29 protein-coding genes and 1 pseudogene are annotated in these 24,103 nt (G+C 56.9%); 15 read left to right on the plus strand and 15 right to left on the minus strand.

Going from position 1 to position 24,103, the window contains the following annotated elements:
- Positions 1-105: 105 nt before the first annotated feature.
- From AB4N98_RS27425 to AB4N98_RS27460, 8 genes are all read right to left on the minus strand, one after another.
- Positions 106-492, minus strand: a complete 387-nt coding sequence (locus AB4N98_RS27425) for a hypothetical protein (protein ID WP_017530034.1) — start codon at positions 490-492, stop codon at positions 106-108.
- 144 nt (positions 493-636) lie between these two features.
- Entirely contained in the window at positions 637-1,092 is a 456-nt protein-coding gene (locus tag AB4N98_RS27430; protein WP_174556999.1) for a hypothetical protein, read from the minus strand.
- A gap of 413 nt (positions 1,093-1,505) precedes the next feature.
- Positions 1,506-1,712 carry a hypothetical protein gene (locus tag AB4N98_RS27435; protein WP_460149124.1) on the minus strand — a complete coding sequence of 69 codons (207 nt, stop codon included), beginning with the start codon at positions 1,710-1,712 and terminating at the stop codon, positions 1,506-1,508.
- Between the two features lie 99 nt (positions 1,713-1,811).
- The gene (locus tag AB4N98_RS27440) at positions 1,812-2,126 is read right to left on the minus strand and encodes a hypothetical protein (RefSeq protein ID WP_015371109.1); all 315 of its coding nucleotides are present in this window, start codon (positions 2,124-2,126) and stop codon (positions 1,812-1,814) included.
- Between the two features lie 29 nt (positions 2,127-2,155).
- On the minus strand, positions 2,156-2,758 hold the full coding sequence (locus tag AB4N98_RS27445; protein ID WP_015371108.1) for a hypothetical protein: 603 nt from the start codon (positions 2,756-2,758) through the stop codon (positions 2,156-2,158).
- A gap of 237 nt (positions 2,759-2,995) precedes the next feature.
- On the minus strand, positions 2,996-3,856 hold the full coding sequence (locus AB4N98_RS27450; RefSeq protein WP_065883888.1) for an SMP-30/gluconolactonase/LRE family protein: 861 nt from the start codon (positions 3,854-3,856) through the stop codon (positions 2,996-2,998).
- Between the two features lie 39 nt (positions 3,857-3,895).
- Positions 3,896-4,369 (minus strand): DMT family transporter, encoded by a 474-nt coding sequence (locus AB4N98_RS27455; protein ID WP_015371102.1) that lies wholly within the window; start codon positions 4,367-4,369, stop codon positions 3,896-3,898.
- Between the two features lie 11 nt (positions 4,370-4,380).
- Positions 4,381-5,778, minus strand: coding sequence for an amidohydrolase family protein (locus AB4N98_RS27460; RefSeq protein WP_053139078.1), 1,398 nt, complete (start codon positions 5,776-5,778; stop codon positions 4,381-4,383).
- Between the two features lie 145 nt (positions 5,779-5,923).
- Here AB4N98_RS27460 and AB4N98_RS27465 point away from each other — a divergent pair, with 145 nt between their 5' ends.
- Positions 5,924-6,835 carry a LysR family transcriptional regulator gene (locus AB4N98_RS27465; RefSeq protein WP_015371104.1) on the plus strand — a complete coding sequence of 304 codons (912 nt, stop codon included), beginning with the start codon at positions 5,924-5,926 and terminating at the stop codon, positions 6,833-6,835.
- On the opposite strand, the gene AB4N98_RS27470 is transcribed toward AB4N98_RS27465, so the two are convergent.
- Complete coding sequence (locus tag AB4N98_RS27470) at positions 6,748-7,995, minus strand: MFS transporter (protein WP_122811446.1); 1,248 nt, start codon at positions 7,993-7,995, stop codon at positions 6,748-6,750. The two genes, AB4N98_RS27465 and AB4N98_RS27470, sit on opposite strands and share 88 nt — an antisense overlap.
- A gap of 88 nt (positions 7,996-8,083) precedes the next feature.
- Here AB4N98_RS27470 and AB4N98_RS27475 point away from each other — a divergent pair, with 88 nt between their 5' ends.
- The 4 genes from AB4N98_RS27475 to AB4N98_RS27490 all read left to right on the plus strand — a co-directional run bounded on the left by AB4N98_RS27475 (position 8,084) and on the right by AB4N98_RS27490 (position 10,144).
- Complete coding sequence (locus tag AB4N98_RS27475; RefSeq protein WP_460149126.1) at positions 8,084-8,878, plus strand: AraC family transcriptional regulator; 795 nt, start codon at positions 8,084-8,086, stop codon at positions 8,876-8,878.
- Positions 8,879-9,077: 199 nt separating this feature from the next.
- Positions 9,078-9,293: a hypothetical protein gene (locus AB4N98_RS27480; RefSeq protein WP_137220386.1), complete on the plus strand. Its 216-nt coding sequence runs from the start codon at positions 9,078-9,080 to the stop codon at positions 9,291-9,293.
- 201 nt (positions 9,294-9,494) lie between these two features.
- Complete coding sequence (locus tag AB4N98_RS27485) at positions 9,495-9,785, plus strand: type II toxin-antitoxin system ParD family antitoxin (RefSeq protein WP_027605753.1); 291 nt, start codon at positions 9,495-9,497, stop codon at positions 9,783-9,785.
- Between the two features lie 2 nt (positions 9,786-9,787).
- The gene (locus AB4N98_RS27490; RefSeq protein ID WP_058426049.1) at positions 9,788-10,144 is read left to right on the plus strand and encodes a type II toxin-antitoxin system RelE/ParE family toxin; all 357 of its coding nucleotides are present in this window, start codon (positions 9,788-9,790) and stop codon (positions 10,142-10,144) included.
- A gap of 642 nt (positions 10,145-10,786) precedes the next feature.
- Here the strand turns inward: AB4N98_RS27490 and AB4N98_RS27495 are convergent.
- Both AB4N98_RS27495 and AB4N98_RS27500 read right to left on the minus strand, forming a co-directional pair.
- Positions 10,787-11,341, minus strand: a complete 555-nt coding sequence (locus AB4N98_RS27495) for a DcrB/PsbP domain-containing protein (RefSeq protein WP_017529085.1) — start codon at positions 11,339-11,341, stop codon at positions 10,787-10,789.
- 255 nt (positions 11,342-11,596) lie between these two features.
- Positions 11,597-12,496 carry a LysR substrate-binding domain-containing protein gene (locus AB4N98_RS27500; protein WP_068931823.1) on the minus strand — a complete coding sequence of 300 codons (900 nt, stop codon included), beginning with the start codon at positions 12,494-12,496 and terminating at the stop codon, positions 11,597-11,599.
- Between the two features lie 204 nt (positions 12,497-12,700).
- Here AB4N98_RS27500 and AB4N98_RS27505 point away from each other — a divergent pair, with 204 nt between their 5' ends.
- Together AB4N98_RS27505 and AB4N98_RS27510 are read left to right on the plus strand one after the other, a co-directional pair.
- On the plus strand, positions 12,701-13,303 hold the full coding sequence (locus AB4N98_RS27505) for a glutathione S-transferase (protein ID WP_460149127.1): 603 nt from the start codon (positions 12,701-12,703) through the stop codon (positions 13,301-13,303).
- A 245-nt stretch (positions 13,304-13,548) separates the two neighbouring features.
- Positions 13,549-14,047 (plus strand): annotated as a pseudogene (locus AB4N98_RS27510) (pectate lyase); the annotation flags it as partial.
- Positions 14,048-14,393: 346 nt separating this feature from the next.
- Here the strand turns inward: AB4N98_RS27510 and AB4N98_RS27515 are convergent.
- Positions 14,394-15,215 carry a ZIP family metal transporter gene (locus tag AB4N98_RS27515; protein WP_223271428.1) on the minus strand — a complete coding sequence of 274 codons (822 nt, stop codon included), beginning with the start codon at positions 15,213-15,215 and terminating at the stop codon, positions 14,394-14,396.
- Between the two features lie 495 nt (positions 15,216-15,710).
- Between AB4N98_RS27515 and AB4N98_RS27520 the strand changes: the two genes are divergently transcribed.
- From AB4N98_RS27520 to AB4N98_RS27530, 3 genes are all read left to right on the plus strand, one after another.
- Complete coding sequence (locus tag AB4N98_RS27520; protein ID WP_017529080.1) at positions 15,711-15,890, plus strand: con-10 family general stress protein; 180 nt, start codon at positions 15,711-15,713, stop codon at positions 15,888-15,890.
- A 317-nt stretch (positions 15,891-16,207) separates the two neighbouring features.
- Positions 16,208-16,426, plus strand: coding sequence for a con-10 family general stress protein (locus AB4N98_RS27525; RefSeq protein ID WP_116078836.1), 219 nt, complete (start codon positions 16,208-16,210; stop codon positions 16,424-16,426).
- Positions 16,427-16,479: 53 nt separating this feature from the next.
- Entirely contained in the window at positions 16,480-17,031 is a 552-nt protein-coding gene (locus AB4N98_RS27530; protein WP_065879113.1) for an ATP-dependent Clp protease proteolytic subunit, read from the plus strand.
- Between the two features lie 188 nt (positions 17,032-17,219).
- On the opposite strand, the gene AB4N98_RS27535 is transcribed toward AB4N98_RS27530, so the two are convergent.
- Positions 17,220-17,534 carry a hypothetical protein gene (locus AB4N98_RS27535; RefSeq protein WP_068931822.1) on the minus strand — a complete coding sequence of 105 codons (315 nt, stop codon included), beginning with the start codon at positions 17,532-17,534 and terminating at the stop codon, positions 17,220-17,222.
- Between the two features lie 297 nt (positions 17,535-17,831).
- On the opposite strand from AB4N98_RS27535, the gene cyoA reads away from it, so the two are divergent.
- The 5 genes from cyoA to cyoE are packed head-to-tail and all read left to right on the plus strand — an operon-like array spanning position 17,832 to position 22,597.
- Positions 17,832-18,749 (plus strand): ubiquinol oxidase subunit II, encoded by a 918-nt coding sequence (gene cyoA, locus AB4N98_RS27540; protein ID WP_017529076.1) that lies wholly within the window; start codon positions 17,832-17,834, stop codon positions 18,747-18,749.
- Between the two features lie 2 nt (positions 18,750-18,751).
- Positions 18,752-20,725, plus strand: coding sequence for a cytochrome o ubiquinol oxidase subunit I (cyoB, locus tag AB4N98_RS27545; RefSeq protein ID WP_135196286.1), 1,974 nt, complete (start codon positions 18,752-18,754; stop codon positions 20,723-20,725).
- A 3-nt stretch (positions 20,726-20,728) separates the two neighbouring features.
- On the plus strand, positions 20,729-21,343 hold the full coding sequence (gene cyoC, locus AB4N98_RS27550; RefSeq protein ID WP_068931820.1) for a cytochrome o ubiquinol oxidase subunit III: 615 nt from the start codon (positions 20,729-20,731) through the stop codon (positions 21,341-21,343).
- Position 21,344: 1 nt separating this feature from the next.
- Complete coding sequence (gene cyoD, locus AB4N98_RS27555; RefSeq protein ID WP_460149128.1) at positions 21,345-21,683, plus strand: cytochrome o ubiquinol oxidase subunit IV; 339 nt, start codon at positions 21,345-21,347, stop codon at positions 21,681-21,683.
- Positions 21,684-21,718: 35 nt separating this feature from the next.
- Entirely contained in the window at positions 21,719-22,597 is an 879-nt protein-coding gene (gene cyoE, locus AB4N98_RS27560) for a heme o synthase (protein WP_263290895.1), read from the plus strand.
- Positions 22,598-22,604: 7 nt separating this feature from the next.
- On the opposite strand, the gene AB4N98_RS27565 is transcribed toward cyoE, so the two are convergent.
- Together AB4N98_RS27565 and AB4N98_RS27570 are read right to left on the minus strand one after the other, a co-directional pair.
- Positions 22,605-23,114, minus strand: coding sequence for a ferritin-like domain-containing protein (locus AB4N98_RS27565; RefSeq protein WP_065879118.1), 510 nt, complete (start codon positions 23,112-23,114; stop codon positions 22,605-22,607).
- A gap of 64 nt (positions 23,115-23,178) precedes the next feature.
- Positions 23,179-24,063 carry a manganese catalase family protein gene (locus tag AB4N98_RS27570; protein ID WP_135196288.1) on the minus strand — a complete coding sequence of 295 codons (885 nt, stop codon included), beginning with the start codon at positions 24,061-24,063 and terminating at the stop codon, positions 23,179-23,181.
- Between the last annotated feature and the right edge of the window lie 40 nt (positions 24,064-24,103).

Below are 24,103 nucleotides of genomic sequence, written 5' to 3' on the forward strand. Positions count from 1 at the left end.
GCGACAGTCAGAGATCGGCCAAAAGCAGCTCCTCAATTCAGGGGCGTTTTCGTCCGAAAAAACACCATTCGGAAATGTCTGAAAGAGGACGCGCAGGCACCTACCTCAAGGACGATGCAGCCCTGTCGCATCCCGCCAGTACAAGGTTTTTTCGAACTGAAAGCTAATAAGAAAGAAAGCCGAACACGACTGAGATATGGACCGAGCGATTTTATTCAGATCTTCCATAGCCGACTCCCCCTCTGGTTCGGGCCCTTTAATTCTGATGGTGCAACGCACAGCGACAGGGAAGTCGATACCCATTGTATTCTCAGCATAAATCGTAGGGGCATCGAGTACGTCATTGGTACTCAATTTAAGTCCCGAGGTAAATTCAGCGTATAGCCCATTTCCTGCGACCTCTATTTCCCAAGCACCGGCATTCGCAACTGCCTTGCTCAGCGTCGAAATTGTGAGCGTACTATCAGCTTCCAAGCACAGATCAAGACTCATGAATCCTCCCTTTTCCTTGGCTGCACACTTGCACCAAAATTTTTGAGTGCGATCTTCGCGACAGTGTATTTGGCTAGGGGTTTGAACGACCTCCGCCGTTCACTATGGGCGGGAGTCGACCCAAAGCCGACATAACTCCGTGCATTATCGTTTTTCCACAACAACCACATAATCGGAGAAGTCGACATCACCCACCCCGTCGCTACATTCCAACGTCATCGTGCCATCGGTCCCGTGGACGTGAATTCCAGCATTGCCAACCCATGCATTCATGCCAAAAGCGCTCTTCCAGACGTTCCAGATTTTTAGAACGTTTCCACCTTTAGAAAACACTTCTATCTCCAAAGCATCGGGACTGGTATCAGACCACAAAACTATTTCGGGACAGCCGTTGCCAGAGCCTTCGACGACGATTTGCCCGCCCATCATCTTTAATGCCAATCCTTGCACTCGACCGTTCGTAGCGCCCAATCGACGAACTGAAAAGACGGTTCTGGGTTCTGTGATCTTGATCTCCATTATCGCAACGATAGTTTTTCCATTGAAACTTATGGGCTTCCCTTTGGTGCGCATAAATGTAGAGGAGAGTGTTTCTTCCATTTTTTGATCCCCGGAATCTCTCAGGTGCCTTGCCTCAGTTTGGCCTAGCGAGGTTAGCATCCCTATACCTTAAGGGATTATGAATGGCTGCTTTTGGCCGAGGCTGTGGAAAAACGTTTTTGAGCGCGACAGGTACTCAAAACCGAACCGAAAATCGCGTTTCTACGCAAAATCCACATCTGCTGACGTACCGATAAATTTCAGATTTGACGTAGACGCGGACACTTAAATTTTGGTGAAGCGTTTTTACACACTCTGGGCCATTAGCCGCCATTTACTAAAAGCCGCTTTCGACTCAAAGCTGGCAATGGCGATACCCCAGACTGATTCCGGCTCGATACGATAGAAGCATTTACAACACTTGGTCGTGCCCAGCCCCATTGTTCGGGAACCTTCTGGCCACTTAATAAGAACTAATGCTGATCGTCTGGAGGGACGGTAACGGGATGAAGAAAAGAGTTCCAGGCCTTGTATGCTTCATGATGCTTTTTGACTTCCTCATCCCAATCAGGCGCTGAAACTCTCTTCGAGACCACCATCATCATCATTTTGGTATTGGCGGCATCAAGCTCAACTAGTAGCTCGTGGCATCTAAATCTAAAATCATCTATGTCTTCCATATACTCACCTTGCGACAGGTCTAGCCGGATATACCGGGTCATGCCCATTTTCGTAATGACAAGTCCCCAAAGACAAAGGTTCATTGAGCAGCCGAGTTTCTATTCGGCATGTTTTGAACAGACTGCATCGCACAGCAGCTCCAACAACTCATTCGCCAGGACCGCCGCTTCTTGTCGATAGTCGGCGTTCCAGCGGCACGACCAGTTATCAGGCTTTCCCTCATCCTCCCATTGCGCCAATGCAAGCCCGTTGAGTATTTCCAGCTCGAACCAAACACGCTGCCAAGCGACGGCGTCCTGGACTGACGCCGTGTCTTGCCATAGGAATTCTGTTTGCACGACAAATGCCGACCATGCAAACAGATCCTCTGAGGCTCGCTCACCGATCATTCGGAAGTATTTTGCGCTAGCCAATCAACGATTCCTTGTAGTCGTTTACCTGTTTAGTAAACGTCTATCCCCGGATAGAGATCCGCGGGTGGACGATAATTGGGGTTCTCAAAGCGGCTGTTCTCGTAATGGGTTTTGGCCGTCGGTCCATCGCCGTTATAGGTCACCTGCGGGTTTGGCGTGAGATGCCAACCGCTTCCTTCCTTGTCGCGCTCGATCAGTGATGCGTATAACCTACAGTTGCCTGATGAGCCGGATGTCAGCCTGAACTGGTAATAGCGTCCGGCTTGGGGCGTGAACTTAGTCGAGACATAGCAGGAACGAGTGCGTGTCCCCTCCCAGAATAGATCCACTTGCGTTTCGATACCGGGTCGGATCTGCGTTTCGTAATAGTCCCATGTAAGGTCTTGCCCTGCCTTTGGCATGCCCACGTCCTGTGTGTGGGTGAACGGCAGGGGGCCGGTGCGAACGGCGCCGCCCGAACGTTTGCCGTTTTCGTATTGGTAAATTTCGGCGTGCTGCGTGTAGTCGACGATACGTACCCAGGCAGGGTTGGGCTCGTTTTCGGGCGCGGTAAAGTAGTTGGTATGGGGCAAAAACTGGCAGCCTGCGAACAACGGCAATGCAAGCAGGCAGAGCAGAGGGCGTATCGACATGAAGCCTTTCCTTTTGCGGAGTCAGGGTTACAGACAGCAAAAGAGGAGGCGCATTGCGTAAAAGCTGAAAATTTTGTGGCTGAATCGTCGCGACGATATCGGTTTCAACCGGTCGCGACAGGCAGAAATCGGCCAAAAGCGGCCCTTCGCAACAGGCATAAATCGGCCAGAAGCGGTCATTCATACGCGTCTACCAAGTTGGCATTCAGAACGGCGCGACAGGCTAGAACCTACTATTCAGTGCAGTCGTCCTGTAAATCGCTCTTCAGGGGATCCGGCAGCTAAAACGGCTTCGGCTTTTATCAGCGTGCCATCGAAATCTGCCGGCTTATCCAGCCCTATCCGTGCGCTGGTGCAGTAAAGCGTTTCATAACCAAGTCCCGCTAACACCGGACAAGTGGTCTGAATACACGGGGAGTCGATCACGCTGTCAACTTTGCCGTCAGTCGCGTAACGCACGACTCTGCTACCGCCCCATTCCGCATTCCAGAGAAAGCCCTGCGCATCAATACAAGAACCGTCTGGAGCACCCTGACCGTTGACTGTAGTGAATACACGCTGGTTTTCTAGCGACGGGTAATCGCAGCAGAAAATGCATCCTTGCAGGGAGTCCGCGTAATACATGGTGGAACCGTCCGGGCTAAAACAGATGCTGTTCGGGATCGCCACTTCGGGAAGGTCCAGCGTTTCAGTCTTGAGCGTCGCGGCATTGAACCGGTGAAATCGCCCTATAGTTTGCACCGCCTCACCGGCATCCATAGTGCTAAACACAAAGTTGCCCATACGGTCGCAGCGGCCATCATTGACCCGGGTTCCGGGTACTCCAGGCGTGATGGTAATTTTGGTGAAGCGAAGAGTACTCAGGTTGTAATAACCTAGGCAGGAGGCCAATCCCATTAGCAATACGTCTGTATTGGTCGTAAGGGCGAACGACCCCAGCGGCTCGGGCACTCGCCAGTGCTGTACTTCACCGCTCACGGGGTCCAGAGCAAGCAGTTCGCAACCAGGGATATCGGTCCAGAACAGGCGTTCCGTTCTTTCACACCAGACAGGGCACTCGCCAAGAAGACTGGTGGTGCCGCTTAGGGTTTTAAACATGGTTGCGTCCTACGAAACAGGATGGGGCAAACAAGGCAGTCAGTTGGAGAAAAGCGCTGACCACCTGTCACCGAACAGGGCGATGGCCAGTCCTGCGAGCATCACCATCGACCCGGCCAACTTGATGAGAGACACCGGCCTTTCCGATGCCCCCATCAATCCGAAATGATCGATAACCAGTGAGGAGATAATCTGACCTGCGATAGCGAGGCCCAGCAGGGCTGACAGGCCGATTTTTGGCGCAAGCACCACATAACTAAGCAAGGCACCGGCACCCAGCAGACCGCCCAGCAGGCTCCACCAGGGCTGGGCAGGTATAGCCGCCAGTGAGGCCACTATCCCGCCACGCATCAATGAAAAGACGCCCAGGCACACCGCTCCGGCAGTAAATGAGAACAGCGCCGCCGCTACGGAATCTCCACCCACACCTTTAGCGAGTTGACCATTCAGCGTGGTCTGCAGGGTAATGCCAAGCCCCGCGGCGATGGCCAGCAGGTAGTAAGCTGCGTTCATTTCGCGCCTCCTTACTTGGCTGACTCAAGCGGCATGAATGTCTCGGCAAAAATATCCGGCTGGTAGCCTGCGGCAGCAAACAGATGCTCACGGGATTCGTCGATTGCTGCACGCAGCCTTTCGCTGTCCACGCCCAGCACCTTGCCGCCGCGCTTGACGATGCGCCCGCCAATCATGACCGTGTCGACATTGCTGCGTTCGGCCGCGTGTACCACGGTGCCGAATGCGTTACCCGACGGGTAAAGGTTGATGTCCTGCGCATTGATAAGGATCAGGTCGGCCTGTTTGCCGGGGGTCAGGGTGCCGACTTTGTCCTGCAATCCTGCACAGGTGGCGCCGTCAAGAGTGGCGGCTTTGAGCAGGCCATGAGCCGGCAGGGTCACCGGATGATGCTCTGCGCCGCAGCAGCGCTGCTGGTGCATGCCCATGACGCGTTGCAGGTAGAACGCCACCCGCATCTCCATGAACATGTCACCGCTATAGGAGGTTTCGTTATCGACACTCAGCCCCGGGCTGATGCCGTGACGCTGGGCCGACTGCATGGCGAACATTCCATCTTCAATGCCGTAGTGGGCATCTGAACGCGGGCATACGTTGACCCGCACGCCAGCCTCGCGAATGATTTTCCAGCCGGCGTCCGGCAGCGCTGTGCAGTGGTTGAAGATGTTATCGGGGCGCAGCAGACCCTCGCGATGCAAACCCTCCAACTCAGCTGCCATGTCCCCGCCGAAGAATTCGGTAATGATAGGCAGCCCCAAGCGCCGGGCCTCAGCCCATAGCTCAGGCTCCAGCTGCGCCATTACCGCCAGCGAGAGCAGCGGGTTGTCACCGTTCTTGACGTATTTCCCCTGGAGACGCTCCAGGTTGCCGGGCCAGTGGGCTTTGTCCCACTCACCAGAAACTGGCGCACCGGAGGCGTGTACAGACCGGATACCAGCATCGAGCAGCGCCTCGACCGCGGCGTCGGAGTGCGCGCCGGTGCGGCTGTTGTGCGAGTTATCGACCACGGTCGTGATGCCCGCATCGATGCACCCCAATGCAGTCAGTAGATTGCCAATATACATGTCAGCCGGGCGATAGTATTTGGCGAACGAGAAGTGCGTTGCGTTGCAGTAGTCTTCCAGGGTTTCGGCATTCGGATTGATTCGACGCAGTTGGCCCTCCCAGGAGTGACGATGCGTATCGACCATGCCGGGCATGGCAATCATGCCGGATGCCTCGATAACCATAGCGTCGCCGGCCTCGATGTTTTCACCTATGGCCGTGATGGTGCTGCCTTCGATAAGGATATCGCCGCGCGCCAGATTGCCGATATCACCGTCCATGCTCAGCACAGTGGCGCCGCGGATAAGGGTGCGGGCGGCCTGAGCGGTCGGGGCCTGCACAATGCTGCGGTTATATTCAGCCATTTTCTGTACACCTCTTCAAATTTCGTTGGAAGCAATGTACGCAATGCGATACTGCGGGAAAAAGATGGTTAAACTGTTTTTATTATTCAATATCTACGAATAATAACGACTTTACCCGATCACTGCTTTGAGGCTGCTAACAGTCATGGACCGTATTCAAGCGATGCAGGTTTTCGTACGTGTGGCTGAAGCAGGAAGCTTTATCCAGGCGGCGCAGACGCTCTCTCTGCCGGCCTCCACAGTTACCAGCAGCGTTAAAAATCTTGAGAAGTACTTGCAGGTACGCCTGCTGAACAGAACAACGCGTCGGGTCAGCCTGACCTCTGAGGGCGCACAATATCTGGCGCAATGCCGGGAAATATTGGAGCTGATCGAACACACAGAGACCAGCCTGACGGATTCCGTAAAACGGCCACAGGGGCGTTTGCGTGTCGATATGCCGGGTGGCATTGCACACTTCATCGTCATGCCAAACCTGCAAGACTTCTACAGGCGCTACCCGGATATCTACCTGATGATAGGCGTCAACGATCGGCAGGTTGATCTGGTTCAAGAGGGTGTCGATTGCGTTATTCGTACAGGCGAGCTCGATGACTCAACGCTCGTTGCGCGCCCACTCGGTCGGTTTCGCTGGGTAACCTGTGCGTCTGCCGCCTATCTCGAAGAGAACGGCACTCCGCAAAATCCGCAAGATTTGTCTCACCACCGGGCCATCCATTACTTCTCGGGCCGCGCAAGGCAAGCAGGTGAAATGCGCTTTGCCCGTGGTACCGAAAAAATCTCAGTCCCGGTGAACGGCACAGCGGCCGTCAACGAGACTGGGCTTTACATCAAAATGTGCCTTGAAGGCTTCGGGCTGGTGCAGCTCGCTGAGAACGTGGTCAGCGAGCATCTGCGAGAAGGGCGACTGGTCGAAGTGCTTGCTGACTGGCAGCCCGCATCGGTTCCTGTTCACCTGCTATACCCGCATCAGCGCTTTTTATCGCCAGCTGTGAGCGCATTCGCTGACTGGATTGCTGGGCTTGTTCGCGACGATGATTCAGCAGATTCAAGTTGAACGTTGCGCCCGGCCAGCATGCCGGTGAATGCTCCGGCTACGGAGATTGCGGCTGTGATCAGCAGCGGTCCTGTCCAGCCACCGGTCCAGTCGTGCAGTTGGCCCAGCAGCAAGGGGCCTGCGGCTGCCATCAGGTAGCCGACGCACTGCGCCATTCCTGAAAGTGCCGCCGTGTCACCGGCATTTTTTGTGCGCAAGCCGATGAAGGTCAGGCCGAGCATCATGCTGGCACCATAGCCGAAGCCCAGGACCGCGGCCCACAACATGGCGTAGTCTGGCGCGTAAATGAGCCCGATCAGGGATGAGGCGGTTAACAGGCTGACGGTAGCGGCTGCCAGTTTCTGGTCTTTGAGACGACGAAGCGTGGCCGCCAGAATCAAGCCGGGAATGGCCGTCGTCAGTTGAAGCGTGCCGTGTACCGTGCCTGCTTGCTCCGGGGATATGCCATGGTCCATCAGAATGGTCGGCAGCCAGCCGACGGCGACATAAAAAGGCATCGCGTTCAGCCCCATGAACAGTGTGACCTGCCATGCCAGCGGCGAACGCCAGACGGCCACGGTTGGCGCTTGTTTCGGACCTGACAGATTTACGTGTTCGTGTTTTTTCAACTGCGGCAGCCACACCACCAGCGCCAACAACGGGGCTGCGACCAACAAACTCAGGGCAATCGGCCATCCCCATGATTGGGTCAGCGGAACTATTACGGCTGAACCGACAGCGCCCGCTGCACCCATGGTGATGGAATAAGCGCCGGTCATGGACGCCATTTTTGTCGAGAAGTCGCGTTTGATCAGGCCGGGCAGCAGCACGTTGCCCAGGGCGATCCCAGTGCCTATCAATATCGTACCGGCGTACAACACCCATGCGCTGCCTGCGGAGCGGAGCAGGATGCCCGCTGAAATGACCAACAGTGCACCGAAAAGCGTGCGCTCGATGCCGAACCTGCGGGCGACCGATGCGCTGAGCGGGGAGAAGGCTGCAAAGGCAAGTAATGGCAGTGAAGTAAGCAGGCCTAGAGCTGAGGCGCTCAAGCCAAAATCATTCTGGATCAGCGGCAAAACGGGCGCGATGCTGGTAAAGGGAACGCGCAGGTTCACGGCGATAAGCAGAATGCCTGCGACGAGCGCGATGGCATGCCACTTGTTTTTTGTATCTGACATATTCTTTATCTGTCCTCTTAAAAGAAGACAACTGTAGAGAACTTCAGAACCGGCTAATATAGATATCAAGACACCTGATATCTAAATTATGCCAAGCTCAAAAAATGTCGTTTTCTCGCCGGAAGATTTCGATTCAGACCTTTTCGCCCAGGCAGCGATTGCCCTCAAGGTTGCGCCTGACCTCAATGATTCGGGTGCCCGTCCGCATGATCATCGCAAAGGCCAGCTCATCCTGTCTTTGCATGGCGCAGTGAGCTGTGAGGTGCAAAATGCACTCTGGCTTGTCCCTCCCCAGCACGCCGTATGGATCCCGGGCGGCACGCCGCACAGTTGCCGAGTGACCGAAAACGCCCGGACCTGCTTTCTGTTCGTTGAGCCCGGTGCGGCAGCCATGCCTGAAGAATGCTGCACGGTTGCCATTACGCCCCTTGTTCGGGAGATGGTCCTGCATCTCGCTGAACAGGAACCTGCTTACCATTCCGAGGGCAAGACAGCTCGGCTGGTTGCAGTGCTGCTTGAGCAGCTTTCCGATGCCCCGCTGAAAGAGCTGCATTTGCCGATATCAGACCACCCCAAGATCAAACAAATCGCGGATACGCTCTTCTCAGATCCAGGCGACCGAACCACGTTGCGCGAGTGGGCCACTCGGCTTGCAACCAGTGAACGAACGCTGGCCAGGCTTGTAGAAAGCACGACCGGGCTGAGCTTCGGACGCTGGCGTCAACAATTGCATTTGATGATCGCACTGAGTCATTTGGCGGAGGGGGTATCCGTGCAACGTGTGGCGGGCATCCTGGGATATGACTCTGTTAATGCATTCATCACTATGTTCAAGAAAGCACTGGGTAAACCGCCTACTCAGTATTTTTCCTCTCTGCGCTAGTGCTCTGCTGGCTGATACAAAGCGCCGAGGCTGTAGAACGATCTGTCTGCTATTGGCCGTCTGCTGCCTGTCGCAACGGCAGTTTTTGGCGAATGCTGGCCCTCACTCTAAACCGTTTCATGCACTTAACTCACGGGTGGCTCAGGACATCCGCCTCCCCCGCTGCTACGCTTTCGGCTCCTTCATTGGAGTCGAAACAATGCCCACTGAATATTCACTGCCTGATGTCCTTGAGCGTCTGTACCAAAACCAGCTCGTCTTAGAGGCGGCGGTGATGGAGTTGACGTTGTGGATTGAGCGCAAGGGTACGACGGACACAGGCGACAATATCCGCGGCGCGCTACAAACGATTGGAGAGAACGCCGGACACATCAAACAAGGTTTGGCAAAACTGAAGGCCCGAGGCCCACACTAATTAAGCTGTCCACGACGTCCCGCATGCGACAGCCTTGCTTGGACTTTGTGCGCTTACAGTCCGGGCCATCTGTTCGGCGCAAAGGATGACCCCACACTTTACAGTTCGTCAGGTACAAATCCTAAACTCCCTGCTTTTATGTAAAATGGCATAATATGCCAACGTTCGAAACAATATGTTTGCCCAGAGTTGGAGCTAATGATGGCGACGCGAAACGTTGTGCTCACCCCTCACCAAGAACAGGTTATCCAGGACCTGGTCCAGTCCGGCCGTTATCAAAATGCCAGCGAAGTAATGCGAGAAGGCTTAAGGCTATTGGAGCAACGCGTCGCCGAAGATACCGCCAAAATTGAGGCCCTGCGTCAGGCGACCTCGATCGGCATCATGGACCTTGAGCACGGGCGCTTTACTCAGGTGAACGAAGGAGATCTGGAGCACTACCTCGAGGGCTTGAGCCTGGAGGCCACCCTCCCCGCGCGAGAGAAACACTGAGCATGCCGCAGTATCGGATTTCCAACGCGGCGCGTGCCGACATTGTCGACATCCTCAGGCTCTCCCAAGCGCAGTTCGGCGATCAAGCACGCCAGCGCTACCAGGCGCTGATCCTCGCGGCGCTGCAAGCGCTTGCCGACACGCCTTATTGCATTGGCAGCCATGACCGCGATGAGCTTGCACCGGGCCTTCGCAGCTATCATCTCACCTATTCACGCCAGCAGGCCAGACATCCCCATGGAACGGTCAAAAGCCCACGCCACGTCGTATTTTATCGTTTGGCAAATGACGACGTGATCGAGGTCGTCCGACTCCTTCATGACGCCATGGAAGTGCAGTTGCACTTACCTAACGACTGATCAGCGACCTGGCCCAACGGCTTAACTGGCCAGGAATAGCGAAGGTAAGGCGTCCCCTCTATATCTCAACCTGAGCGCCCTCGTTGTCAGCCGACTTGGCGGCCAATTGAGGCGGGAGGTTCGGTGTCCACCGGGCTATCGAGACCCACGACCAGAGCCCTGGCAACATCACGCAGAGCACGAGCATCTCGCGGGTCAATTTCAGGATAGGTGCAGAGAGACAGACCCGACAACTCCACTTAAGGATGTCGACTCATTACCCAAATCCTCTTCCGAGCGACCAAGGATTTGCCAGATACGGGTTGCTCATCCAGTATACGGAGGCGCACTGAATACCCGTGACGGCCACCCAGATCCATGTCAGAAATCGCCATTCGCGATCGCTCGCACACCCTGTGCAATTGGGGGCATAAATGGGGGCATAATTCGCTTTTTTCAAGCTGAAACTACTGTCCTAGAGCCTAGTCAGATGTTCTTTGGGGACCCCGATAGTTTGTAACTGGGTACATAGCCCCCGTACGGCGCGGGTGGGTCGGGGAGTACGACACCGCGTTAGGCAAGCTTTGCGCACGAGCTCATGCGGGCTCCTTGTGATGGACAGACCGTCGGGAGCCGACAGCCTGCCCTCCGGAAACCTGCGGTTTACTTGCCCAGAATGTTCTTCAACGCAGCGGTATGGCCGGCCGGGTCGTTTACGCTGGACATCACTTCGATAACGGTGATCGTCTGATCGTTCATCGTCATCAACGAGGCCACCAGTAGTTTCAGGCCGTTGAAATCGTCGGTGCCGTCCAGGCGGTACATCTTCAAGCCGTTCACCTGAATGGTCTTCTCGCTAGTCGTGCGAAAGTTGGGTGACGCGGCCTGCTGCTTTTCTTTCAAGGTATCCACGGCAAGGCGAAACGCAGCGTCCGGGGTGGTGCCCGCAGTCGGCGCCGGACCTTCGGTAACGATGATGGCCTGCTCGCTTTTCGGATCGAAGTACATCGTGCCGCCGTTCTCGCTGTTCAAGGTGCGGGCCTCGACGCCTTTGAGCACGAACTTCAGCTTGCCGCCTGCCAGGGACACCGATTGCATGTCCGCTGCCGCCATAGCGGTTTTGTCAGGCAGCGCAGCAACGGCCATGGAGGCCGCGCCGCTCAAGGCAGCAAGCACGCACAAGGAACGGGTCCAGCCCAACAGCACATGTTTCGACATTAATAGCGCCTTTGTTTTCAGGCCGGCGAATACCGACGGCCTATCCTGCGAACAGCCTAGCTTAGTTGCCTGCTCACTTGCCCAGGATGTGGTTCACCGCCGCAGCGTGTCGCTCATATTTGCGGTCAGCATGGGGGTTGATACTTTTCGCGAAGAGCACCCGGTTTTAGGGGGCGTGTTGGGGTATATGTCAGTTCGATAAAAGGCAGTACCCCTATGTCGCGCTCAAACAGATCCATTCGGGCAGTACCTCTGTCAGGCGTTTTGTTTCAGTTGCGCGAAGTAACGTTCCACTTCGCCGGACAACCAATGGGAGAATTCGCGTTGTTTGTCTTGCGAGCTTTCCCTGGGTGGCCACACCAGCCAATAGGGGTAGGCGTACGGCGCACTGACGTCACACAGCTGGACCAGCTCGCCCCGCTCGATAGCGTCATGTACCAGGCTGCGTCGCTCCAGCGCGATGCCTTGCCCCAGGCGAACGGCTTCCAATACCAGGTTGGAATCATTGCTGCATAACCCCTTGCGCGCGTCGCCCATCTTGACGCCGGCCGCTTCGCACCAGGGCAACCACGATTCAGTGTTGTAGATGATCGGGCTGTCGATGATTTCTTGCGGCGTCTGCGGCAGGCGTCCGCCATTGAAATGGGGAGCGGCAACTACCACGACTTCATCGTGAAACAACAGTTTTTGCTCGACGCCCTCCCAATCACCCTTGCCCATGCGGATGCCGATATCCACCGACTCCTGATGCAGGTTGGAAATTGTCAGGCTGGCTTGCAGGCGAATGCTGATATGCGGGTAAAGCTGCTGAAAACCCGGTAGGCGCGGTATCAACCACGACCGGCCGAACGACGGCAGAACCGCCACCACCAACTCCCCCATCTTGGGCTGGGCCTGGATCAATCGAGTGGCCTCGGCGATGTCGCCCAGGGCTTTACGAATCTGCAGCGCATACAGTCGCCCATCCTCGCTGACACGCAAGCCCCGCCCTTCGCGCACAAATAGCGTCAACCCGACAATCTCCTCCAGTACCTTGATCTGCTGGCTGACAGCTGAATGCGTGACGTGCAATTCCTTGGCGGCGAGGGTGACGCTTCCCAACCGGGAAGTGGCTTCGAAACTGCGCAGGCAGGTCAAGGGAGGAAATGCACTCATGTAAGCCAACCTAACCTTTCTCGGTAATATTTATCGATATTTTGCGGCCCGAACACAGGCTAAAGTAATCTCAAATTAACAATCCTGCCAGCCACAGGGTCTTTCCGCGCCACCCTCACCTCGCGAACTGCGAGCTACTGCTCAACCTGTACAAGTACCTCAAGTATCCCCATTGAAAATTACCCTGACGTAAATGGAGGCTTCATGAAACTGGTCGGCATGCTGGACTCGCCCTACGTGCGCCGCGTAGCAATTTCCCTGGATCTTTACGGCGTCGATTTTGAGCATCAGCCACTTTCGGTATTCAGCACCTACGAACAATTCGCCAGGATCAACCCGGTGGTAAAGGCGCCCAGCCTGGTGCTGGATGATTCAACCGTGTTGATGGACTCAAGCCTGATTCTCGATTACTTCGAAGCGCTGGCTCCGGCTGATAGAAAGCTGTTGCCACAGCCAGCCAGCGCGCGAGCCCAGGACCTGCAATTGACGGGGCTCGCCCTGGCCGCTTGTGAGAAAACCGTACAGGTCGTGTACGAACATAACCTGCGCCCCGCAGAAAAACTCCACGAGCCCTGGCTCGACCGGGTAACCGGCCAGTTGCTGGCAGCCTACTCGGCCTTGGAAAAACGCCTGGCCCATGCGCCGAATCAAGCCCTGACGCAAGGTGCCGTCAGCGCGGCAGTGGCCTGGTCTTTCAGCCAGTTCAAAATCGCCTCGATGGTTGACGCCGAGGCCTTCCCGCACTTGCAACTCCATGCCAGGCGTCTTGAGGAACACCCAGCCTTCAAGCGATACCCCATCGAATAAGCGCCCTGCAACGTACCGCGATCAGCAACACCTTCACGCCTATCGGCACCGGCCGTGACGCGGATGCAAAACCCGTGCGCCTGCAAGGCTCAGTCAGTTCTCCGGCAAGCTGACAGCGCCCGGCTGAACCTCAGCTGAAGGCAATGGTTATCGGGCTTAAAGCGTTTGATAAATACCCGCGCCTATTCAGATCATGGCAAGCCTGTTTCGCAAGGCTTGGCCGCTGGTATTCAACCTTCAGGAATATGCCGTTGACGTTCCCGATTCCCCAGTGTCTTTCAGCCCTCGTGTTAGCTGCCGCTGTGCTGGTAACGCCGGCTCTGGCGGCAAGCCATGCCGAGGGTTTTGCCAAAGACGTAACCGGCGGTGGCCAAGTTGCGGCCGTGCGCCCCGCCACACCGGCCGCACTGCAAAAGGCGCTGTGTGCAAGCTTCGACCCACGGGGCAACTGCACCGATGACACCCCGCGCGTCATCGCCCTGGACCATACGTTTGATTTTCGCGGTTCGGTTGTGTCCGACGGCAGCGCCACGGTCACAGAGGCCGGGTGCATGGCCAACGCTTGCCCCCAGGGCGGCGGGCAATGGGCAATCGACGGTGCCAACCATTTCTGCCAGTCGAAACCGCCGGCCACGGTGACGTATGACAAGGCTGGGGTTGCAGCGTTTGAAGATCGGTTCGAACAAGACCCTTATAGGCATAGGGGCTCATGCCGGTATCCAGGGCATGGGGTTGGTCATCGGCAGCGCCTGAGTGGCGATGACTACCGCCCTCGGGATGCTTCTGTGCTGGAGGCGTTCAAGACCTATCGTCAATACCTTGTTGCACCGCAGCCAGCCGACCTTGCGCGAATTGCAGTGCGGCGCGATGCCGGTACGGGCCACCTGGATTTGGGTAGCCACTGATGCGATGTCTACTGCTGCTCATGCTCTGCTCACTGGCGAGCCCTGCCTTCGCCGGTTCTGATCAATCGGCAACCATAAATCAGTCACCCCGCAGTTGACAGCGCGCGGCTGTTCGGCACAAGCGCCTTCTTTGACTATCTAGCGCAGCGGGTCGACGTGTTCGACGACTCGGCCTGGAAACCCGCTCACCCTAAAGCCGTGTCTAAAAACATCATCACGGCAAATCCGAGCATCAAGCCGAGGGTCGCGGGTGTCTCGTGGCCATTGCGATGGGTTTCGGGAATAACCTCATGTGACACGACAAATATCATTGCGCCCGCTGCCAGCCCCAGGGCGACGGGATAGCCCAAGGCATATCCACTTGAAATGCCCAAGCCCACCACAGCGCCTATTGGCTCCATCAATCCAGAGCCGATGGCAATCAACATCGCGCGATACGCCGAGAGCCCGGTGACGCGCAATGCAAGCGCCACCGCCAAGCCTTCGGGTATGTCCTGGATCGCGATGGCCGTGGTCAAGGGCACCCCGACCTTAAGGTCGCCATCGGCAAAGCTGACACCGATGGCCATACCTTCCGGGAGGTTGTGCAACGTAATGGCGAGTACAAACAACCACACCCGATTGAACCGTTCGGTATGCGGGCCTTTACGTCCGCTTTGCGAATGCTCGTGTGGAACAAAGCGCTCCAGGCCAACCATGAGCGCGACGCCCAGCCCCAGCCCTGCCACCACTACGCAGGCAGCCCAGACCTGATTACCCGTCATTGCCTGTGCGGCATCGATACCGGGAAGAATCAAAGAAAACGAACTCGCGGCGAGCATCATCCCGGCTGCAAAGCCGAGCATGGTGTCTTGAGTGCGTGAGCTGATGCTGCGTAGCGCTATCGCTGCGATTGCGCCTAAAGCCGTCGCGCTGAACCCGCTCAGGCCACCCAGGAGGGCAAAACGCAAATTGGACACATCGGCCTTGAACAGGGCGCTGTATCCGCAGACCAGCAGCAGTAGCATCACACTCAGGATCGCCGCCCAGAACAACGCGCCCGCCCATCCAAGCTCGAACGCACGACTTAAATGGCCACGCGAGGCTGACTGCGCGGACGTAGACCTATCAAGCATCGTTATCTCCTCGGTGGCGGGCGTATCGTTGAGGGTTCAATCACGCACTGAGTCGCTGTCATGGGATTTTACCGGCGGCTCCAAAGTTCCAAAGCGTTGCCCGCCTTTACGTTGTTCCGCCACTGTTTATAACGCTTCGCGTCGAACGGGCTGTTGGCACTTCACACGCGCACTTAAATGCTATCAATCTAATATTGCAGACGTTAATAAAGTTAGACGAAGCGGCACTGTTGCGCGGCGCTTGTATAAGTTTTTTCACCGAGTCGACCGTTCGTCGCCAATTCATCTCATTGCTCAAAACGTTTTCGCGGGCCGCGTTATCGGAGTAGATATCCATTAGCGAAGTGGATAACTAGCGAAACGACAACTCACCGATGGAGAAATACCATGACGACGAGTAATAAGAACCCGGGCAACTTCGCCAATGATCCTCAGAAAGCATCGGAGGCGGGAAAGAAAGGTGGCCAAGCGTCCGGCGGTAACTTTGCAAACGACCGTGAGAAAGCGTCGGAAGCGGGCCGTAAAGGTGGCCAGAACAGCCATGGCGGCGGCCGTAAGTCCTCATAGCAAAGCGGCCCAGTCGCCCTCCTAGTTATCAAAGGGAATAAACGATGCGAACAACAGTGGATGGCCAACAAAGCGATTTTTATCGCGGATCGGTTATGGAAAGGCACGCTGATACAAACACAAGCGGACGTTCTCATACGACGGCGAGTTATGAATACCAGCGAATGCCAGAAAGAACCGAAGTAACAATAGGTGTTTCACACACACCTCCCTTGTGCGAAAGGCACTTATAAGCAGTGCACACACAGTTGTTTAGTGTGGCTTTCGTAGCATTAAAGCGACGTAACCTAACCCACATAGCAACGAGGTAAATCAACATGAGCACTCAAGACAAGCAAGGCCAAATGAGCGTCAATGAAGCCGGTAAAAAAGGCGGCGAAGCTACGTCCGCTTCTCATGACAAAGAGTTCTATCAAGAGATCGGTAGCAAAGGCGGCCAGAACAGTGGCGGCAACTTCGCCAACGACCGTGAGAAAGCTTCTGAAGCGGGGCGTAAAGGTGGCGAACACAGCCATGGTGGCGGCCGCAACAGTTGATGTGCTGGATGCAGGGGAGCGGCGCTCCCCTGTCTTTATGGATGAGGGACACCATGCCTTTACACATTATCAACTTTACCGGACCGATCACCGCGTCGACCTGCAGCCAGCTTATCCAACAAGCCTCGCTGGCCGTGCAGCAAGACGCCTCTGGCCTGGTCCTGAACATTGCCACCATGGGCGGTGAATGCAGCTACGGTTTCACGATGTATAACTTCCTGCTGTCACTGCCGATCCCGGTACACACCCACAACCTGGGCACCGTGGAATCGATGGGCAATATTATTTTCCTGGCCGGTGAGCGCCGGACCGCCTGCAAGCACAGCAAGTTTCTGTTCCACCCGTTCCATTGGCATTTGCAAGGTTCTATCGACCATTCGCGCATGTCCGAATATGCGATGAGTCTTGACTACGACTTACAGTTGTACGCACGCATCGTCGCCGAGCGCACGCTGGATGCCGCCGAAAAACTGGAAACCGAAAAATACCTGATCGCCGCGCCGCGCATTCTCGACCCGCCGAATGCCATGACCGCCGGATTGATCCATGCCATCGAGCTGCCTGTTATCAAGGCAGAGTTCGTGAGTAGTTTCATACACTCCTAGTTATTCAGAGGGGAGCACGGCAATGAGTAACGGAACACGTCCATCATTATCGAGTACCGATAAGTGTGCCGTATGTTTCTCAGCGCGCAGCCTGCTCACTTAGAACCTCCAGAACTCCTGTTTTGCCCGTACTCAGTACGGGCTTTTTTTTGCCGACTGATAGAGGCCCTCTGTGGGCTTGAACCCGGTCAATCATCTTCGTGCAAGTGAGCATCCGCGCAAGGTAATCGCCCCGACTCTCCGCCGGCGATTCGTTCCGCCTGATCAATACCGCGTTTGAGCGCATCCCGCACTGTCCATTCAGCGCCCGGCAATTGTTGGCTGCGCTCGGCAACACACTGCCCCGTAGCGGTATAGACGCAGACCAACACTTCTATATCCGCGTCCGTACGCTCTCGCGCCCTGACTTCGATATGACAACCGTTTTCCACCTCTTGGGTAAAACACTCTTCTTTCAATTGCTTTTCGATCCAAGTGTTGTAGGCATTACCTCGAATAAACATAAGTCATCTCCCGCATCGTTAGTTGGCCGGCCGTTACGTGAGACCTGAATCCTTATCCGGGATTCCGTATTTTTTTGCACGAGATTCGAACAAGCGCTTATACAAAAGCACCCGCGTTTCGCTTGTTAAGCCGTTCGTCAGGCGAAGTAACAAATTGTTAAACCAACCCTTCACGTCCAATTCAAATTGTTCGGGTAAGGGGTTTTAACACGCACAGCGTCAGCGGTTCGCTTGAATGACTTGGGCATACAAGCGCAACGCACTCATCGCGGATATTTATCAACACAGGAGCACGGCATGAAACGCGCGAGTTATGGCCTGGCCTATATCGCCAGCCTCTTCTTATTAACCGGCTGCAATCTGGTGGTGTTCAACCCAAAGGGCCAGATTGCAACCGACGAGCGCAACCTGATTATCCTCGCCACCGGCCTGATGTTGCTGGTGGTCGTGCCGGTGATCGTGCTCACGTTCGTGTTTGCCTATCGCTATCGCGCGACCAACAAAAAAGCCCGTTACTCGCCCCGTTGGGCCAGTTCGCACAAAATCGAAGCCGTGGTGTGGGGCGTTCCGTTGCTCATCATCATCGCCCTGGGATGGGTGACGTGGGAAACCACCCACGCCCTCGACCCCTATCGCCCGCTCGACTCCGACAAACAACCGCTCAATGTGCAAGTGGTGGCCACTGACTGGAAGTGGCTGTTTATTTACCCCGACCTGGGTGTCGCCAGCGTGAACGAGCTTGCCCTGCCGGTGCATACGCCGGTGAGCTTTACCATCACGTCCGACGCCGCCATGACCTCCTTTTTCATCCCGGCCCTGGGCGGGCAGATCTACGCCATGGCCGGGATGCAGACCAAGTTGCACCTGATCGCCAACGAGACCGGCGAGTTCAGAGGCATTGCCGCCAATTACAACGGCCCCGGTTTTTCCGACATGCACTTCTCCACGCTGTCACTGAGCGACACCGACTTTCAAGCCTGGCTGACAAAGGTCAAGGGTGCGCCGACGCAGCTGGACCACACCAGCTATGCGCAATTGGCCAAGCCTAGCACCCGGCACCCGGTGACCTATTACTCGGCGGTACAGGAGCGGCTGTTCCTGGACATCGTCGACAAATATGAAGGCATGAACAAGGCCGACAAAACCCAGCGCCGCCAGACCCGGTTGAACAGCACCGGCGAGCGCGCGGATCACTACCTGGTGCAGGAGCGTTAACAATGTTCGGAAAACTTTCGTGGGAGGCGATCCCAACAAGCGAGCCCATTGTGATGTACACGCTGGCCTTCGTTGGGCTGATCGGTGTGGCGTTGGTGGGGTCGATTACCTGGAAACGCAAATGGGGTTATTTGTGGCGCGAATGGTTTACCTCGGTGGACCACAAGAAAATCGGCTGCATGTACATCATCGTGGCGCTGGTGATGCTGCTGCGCGGCTTCTCCGACGCGATCATGATGCGTACCCAGCAAGCCATGGCCGCCAGCGGCGGGCCAGGTTACCTGCCGCCTGAACACTACGACCAGATCTTCACCGCCCACGGCGTGATCATGATCTTCTTTATGGCCATGCCTTTCGTGGTCGGCTTGATGAATATCGTGGTGCCGTTGCAGATCGGCGCGCGCGATGTGGCCTACCCGTTTCTCAACGCGCTGAGTTTCTGGCTGTTCGTGGTCGGCGCGGCACTGGTCAACATTTCGCTGGGGGTGGGCGAGTTTGCGCGCACCGGCTGGGTTGCCTATCCGCCGTTGTCCGAGCTGGGTTACAGCCCAGGCGTCGGCGTGGACTATTACATCTGGTCACTGCAGATATCCGGCATCGGCACGTTACTCACGGGGGTGAATTTCTTCGTGACCATCCTGAAGATGCGCACCGAAGGCATGACCCTGTTCAAGATGCCCGTGTTCACCTGGAACGCACTGTGCACCTCGGTGCTGATCCTGGCGTCGTTCCCGATCCTGACCGCCACCCTGCTGATGCTGTCCCTGGACCGTTACCTGGGCATGCATTTTTTTACCAACGAAGCCGGTGGCAACCCGATGATGTACGTCAACCTGATCTGGGCCTGGGGGCACCCGGAGGTGTACATCCTGATCCTGCCGGCGTTCGGGGTGTTTTCCGAGATCGCGGCCACCTTCAGCAGCAAGCGGCTGTTCGGCTACGTGTCGCTGGTGTGGGCAACGATCGCGATTACCGTGCTGTCGTTCATCGTGTGGTTGCACCATTTCTTCACCATGGGCTCGGGCGGTAACGTCAACGCGTTCTTCGGCATCATGACGATGATCATCGCCGTACCAACCGGGGTAAAAATCTTCACCTGGCTGTTCACCATGTACCGTGGACGGGTGCGCTTCGAGACGCCGATGCTGTGGACCCTGGGCTTTATCGTGACGTTCAGCATCGGCGGCATGACCGGCGTGCTGCTGGCAGTGCCCGGCGCCGACTTCATGCTGCACAACAGCCTGTTCCTGATCGCTCACTTTCATAACGTGATCATTGGGGGCGCGGTGTTCGGCTACATGGCCGGCCTGACCTATTGGTTCCCCAAGGCCTTTGGTTTTCGCTTGTACGACAAACTGGGGCGTATCGCATTCTGGTGCTGGCTCATCGGCTTTTATTTCGCCTTCATGCCCTCGTACGTGCTGGGCTTCATGGGCATGACGCGCCGCCTCAACCACTTCAACAACCCGGAATGGCGGCCCTGGCTGCTGCTCGAACTGGTGGGCGTGGCGATTATCCTCTGCGGTGTCGCGTCCCAGGCCCTGCAACTGTTTGTCAGCATCCGCTACCGTCATCGCTATCGCGACCTCACCGGCGACCCTTGGGACGGCCGCACCCTGGAATGGGCCACCGCCTCTCCGCCACCGCTGTACAACTTCGCCGAGCAACCCAAGGTCAGCGACCTGGATGCGTACTGGGGCATGAAGGAACGCGGCGTCAGCACCCTCAGCCACACCGACTACCGAAGCATCCACATGCCGCGCAACACCGCTTCGGGCTTGGTCATCAGCCTGTTCGCACTGGTCTGCAGCTTTGCCCTGGTCTGGCATATCTGGTGGTTGGCGGCCTTCGGCCTGGTGGCATCGGTGGTTGCATTCGTGGTGCGCAGCTACGACGAAGACACCGATTACTTCGTGCCCGCGCAAGAGGTCGCGCGCATCGAAAAGGCACGCCTGAAAGACCTGGCAGAGGCTTGACCCATGTCCAACATCATCATCGAAACAGACGTTGCGCATACCCACGAACAAGGGCACGAAGACGCCGGTTCCCTGAGCCTGTTCGGGTTCTGGATCTACCTGATGACCGACTGCATCCTGTTCGCCACGTTGTTCGCAGGCTATGCCGTGTTGCGCGACAGCGTGGCCGGCGGCCCTTCGAGCGTGGATATTTTCGAACTGCCCTATGTGCTGGGTGAAACCATGCTGCTGCTGTTGAGCAGCATCACCTACGGCTACGCGATGCTCGCCATGAACCGTGGCCAGCAAGCCCAGGTCCTGCGGTGGTTGGGGCTCACATTTGTGCTGGGTGCGGGCTTTATCGCCATGGAGTTCAACGAATTCCACCACCTGATCGAAGAAGGCCATGGGCCGGACCGCAGTGCGTTCCTGACCGCATTCTTCACGCTCGTGGGCACCCACGGCGCGCACGTGCTGACGGGGTTGATCTGGATGGCGGTGCTGATGGCCCAGGTCTATCAACGTGGCCTGACCAACACCAATGCCACGCGCCTCAGTTGCCTGAGTTTGTTCTGGCACTTTTTGGACGTGGTGTGGATCTGCGTGTTTACCGTGGTCTATCTGTTAGGGGTGGTGTGACATGTACAAACAAAGTTCGATTCACAGCAGCGCCGGTACAAGCCATGGCAGCAGCCGTTCGTACCTGGTCGGGTTCCTCGTTTCGGTGCTGCTGACCCTGGCCCCGTTCGCCCTGGTGATGTTCCCGTCACTGCCGCGCACCGTTACCGCATGGCTGGTGGTGGCGCTGGGCGCGATACAAGTCATCGCCCACCTCAAGTACTTCCTGCACCTGGACACGGCGGCAGAACAACGCTGGAACTTGATCGCATTGGTTTTTTCAGTGGTCATCATTTTGCTGCTGGTGGGGCTCTCGCTATGGATCATGGACAATATTCATCACAATATGCTGGCGCACTGAAACACTGGATAGGGCTACTCAATGTCGGGGTTCAATTGACGAAGCCCGGCATCATTTTCGGTAACCTCGCGTCAGTGCTCGGCGGTTACTTCCTGGCCTCCAGCGGTCATTGGGTGGCACCGTTGCGTTTGCTGGCGACCCTGCTCGGCACCGCGCTGGTGATCGGTTGCAGCTGCGTGCTGAACAACTGCGTTGACCGCGACATCGACCGGCGTATGGTGCGCACCTGTCACCGGGCGCTGGCCCTGCGAGCGATCACGGTGCCCAGCGCCGTAAGCTATGCCCTTGCGCTGGGCATCGCCGGCTTCAGTTTGTTGTGGGCTGCCAGCAATGTGTTGGCCTGCATCCTGGCGATGGTCGGCGTGGTTATCTACCTGGGGGCTTATACCTACTGGTTGAAGCGACGGTCGCATTGGGCAACCTTAATCGGCAGCCTCTGTGGGGCGATGCCGCCCGTTATAGGTTATGCCGCGGTCACCGGCCGGTTTGATGCCACGGCGATGCTGCTGATCGCGGTGTTCGGCTGCTGGCAGATGCCTCATTCACACGCCATCACCGTGATGCGGCGCGAGGATTTTCGCGCGGCGCGCCTGCCCTTACTGACGCTGTCCCAAACCCACAGGCAAATACAGGCGTACATGCTGGCCTTCCTGGCCAACGCTGTGTTGCTGGGTGTGGTGGCCCAAATGAACGTGCTGTATTTCACCGTGGTAAGCGGCCTTAGCGCTTACTGGCTGGCACTCGCCAACAGCCCTGTGCGCCTGATTGATCCGACACGCTGGGCACGCACGTTATTTGGTTTTTCGATTCTGCTGATACTGGCTCTGGATCTTTCGCTGGCGTTGAACAGCGGGCGCCAAGGCTCACTTTCATGCGGGGTGCAGGCGCCCGCCATCATGCGGTCGGGCGCCTGACGCAACGTCAGCGCTTGGCCTCTTCATCGGGGGCCGCAGAGCGCTGCAGAAACGCTTGGGTGAGCTCGGGCAAATGTTCGCGCAACCAGTCAGCCATGGCGACTTCCTGCGGCAGGATCTTTTCACAGGCCGCTTTGGTTTCGGCGTCACCGGCCTCCTGCGCGGCCGCGATGAGCACCGTGTAGCTGGCGATCTCCATATTTTCAAATACGTAGCCGGCCATGGCGCCCTTGATGACCTCATCGCTCATCAGTGAGCCACCGACCGCCTGCCCGAACGCCATCAACTTGCCGCCGATGTCTTTGAGCGTCGAGGAGCTGCCGCCCAGGCGCGTCAGGCATTCGTCAATCAACCTCTGCTGGTCGAGAGTCTCTTCTATATGCTGGTCGATGCGGGCCTTGAGCCGTGGGTAGTGCTCCAGGCGCTCGGATTGTGCCTTGAGCATTTTTTCGGCCTGTTGCTCCATCGCATGCGCATCGCGTAGCCAGTCGAGCAGGTTTTCCTGTGGAGTTGCCATGTCGTTAATCCTCGTCAAAAAATGCTGAACCGCCGCACGCCGGCAAGCGTGCGGTTGCCTTGAGTCAAATGGCAGGCTTGGGCGGGATACCCGCCCCCAGGTCAGCCCCGGTAGTGGGGTCGCTGGCGGGGTCCGAGAGCGTGCGGATCTTCATCGCACTCAGCTGCGCTTCCTCGTCGGCGTCCAGTTGCACCGTGGCCATGCCGTCGCCGCCATCCATCGCGGGTTGCGGGTTTTCCACGAACGTCCATTCTTCGCCCTGGTTCCAGGGCCCGCGAACATTCCCCTCGCCCTGCGACATGTTGAAGTACACCTGGGTGAACTCAGGCATGCCCGGCAACTTGCCTTGGGGGAAATTCGGCTGAATCGCATGCAACGCCTTTTCAAAGGACAGTTGATGCGCAATCTCGCGCGTCATCAGAAAGCCCAGCGCCTCCTTGACGCCCGGGTCGTCCGTGACGTTCATCAGGCGCTCATACACGATTTTGGCGCGGGCTTCAGCGGCAATGTTGGAACGCATGTCGGCGGTAGGCTCACCGATCGTGTCGATGTAAGCCGCTGTCCATGGCACGCCGGCGCTATTGGTCAACGGCGAACCGGCGCCATACAGCAGGCTGGTGATATGCGAGTCATTGCCCGCGCCGTTAAGCGCGCGATACAACTCGCCCTCCTCCTCCACGCCCTCGGCCATGCGCCCCTTGGCGCCCTTGTTGAGCATCACGATGATGGATCCCACAACCTCCAGATGGCTGAGCTCCTCGGTGGCGATGTCCATCAACAGGTCTTTGCGCCCCGGATCGTCCTCGGCCAGCGCTTGGGTGAAATAGCGCGACGCTGCCGCCAATTCACCCTGAGCGCCGCCAAACTGCTCAAGCAAAAGGTTCGCCAACCCCGGGTTAGGCTCGGCCACGCGCACGGTGTATTGAAGTCGCTTGTTATGTAGAAACATGAACAAATCTCCTCAGGCTTATTGAAAAGGAGACGGCCCC

The sequence above is a fragment of the Pseudomonas sp. S3_E10 genome (assembly GCF_054667615.1).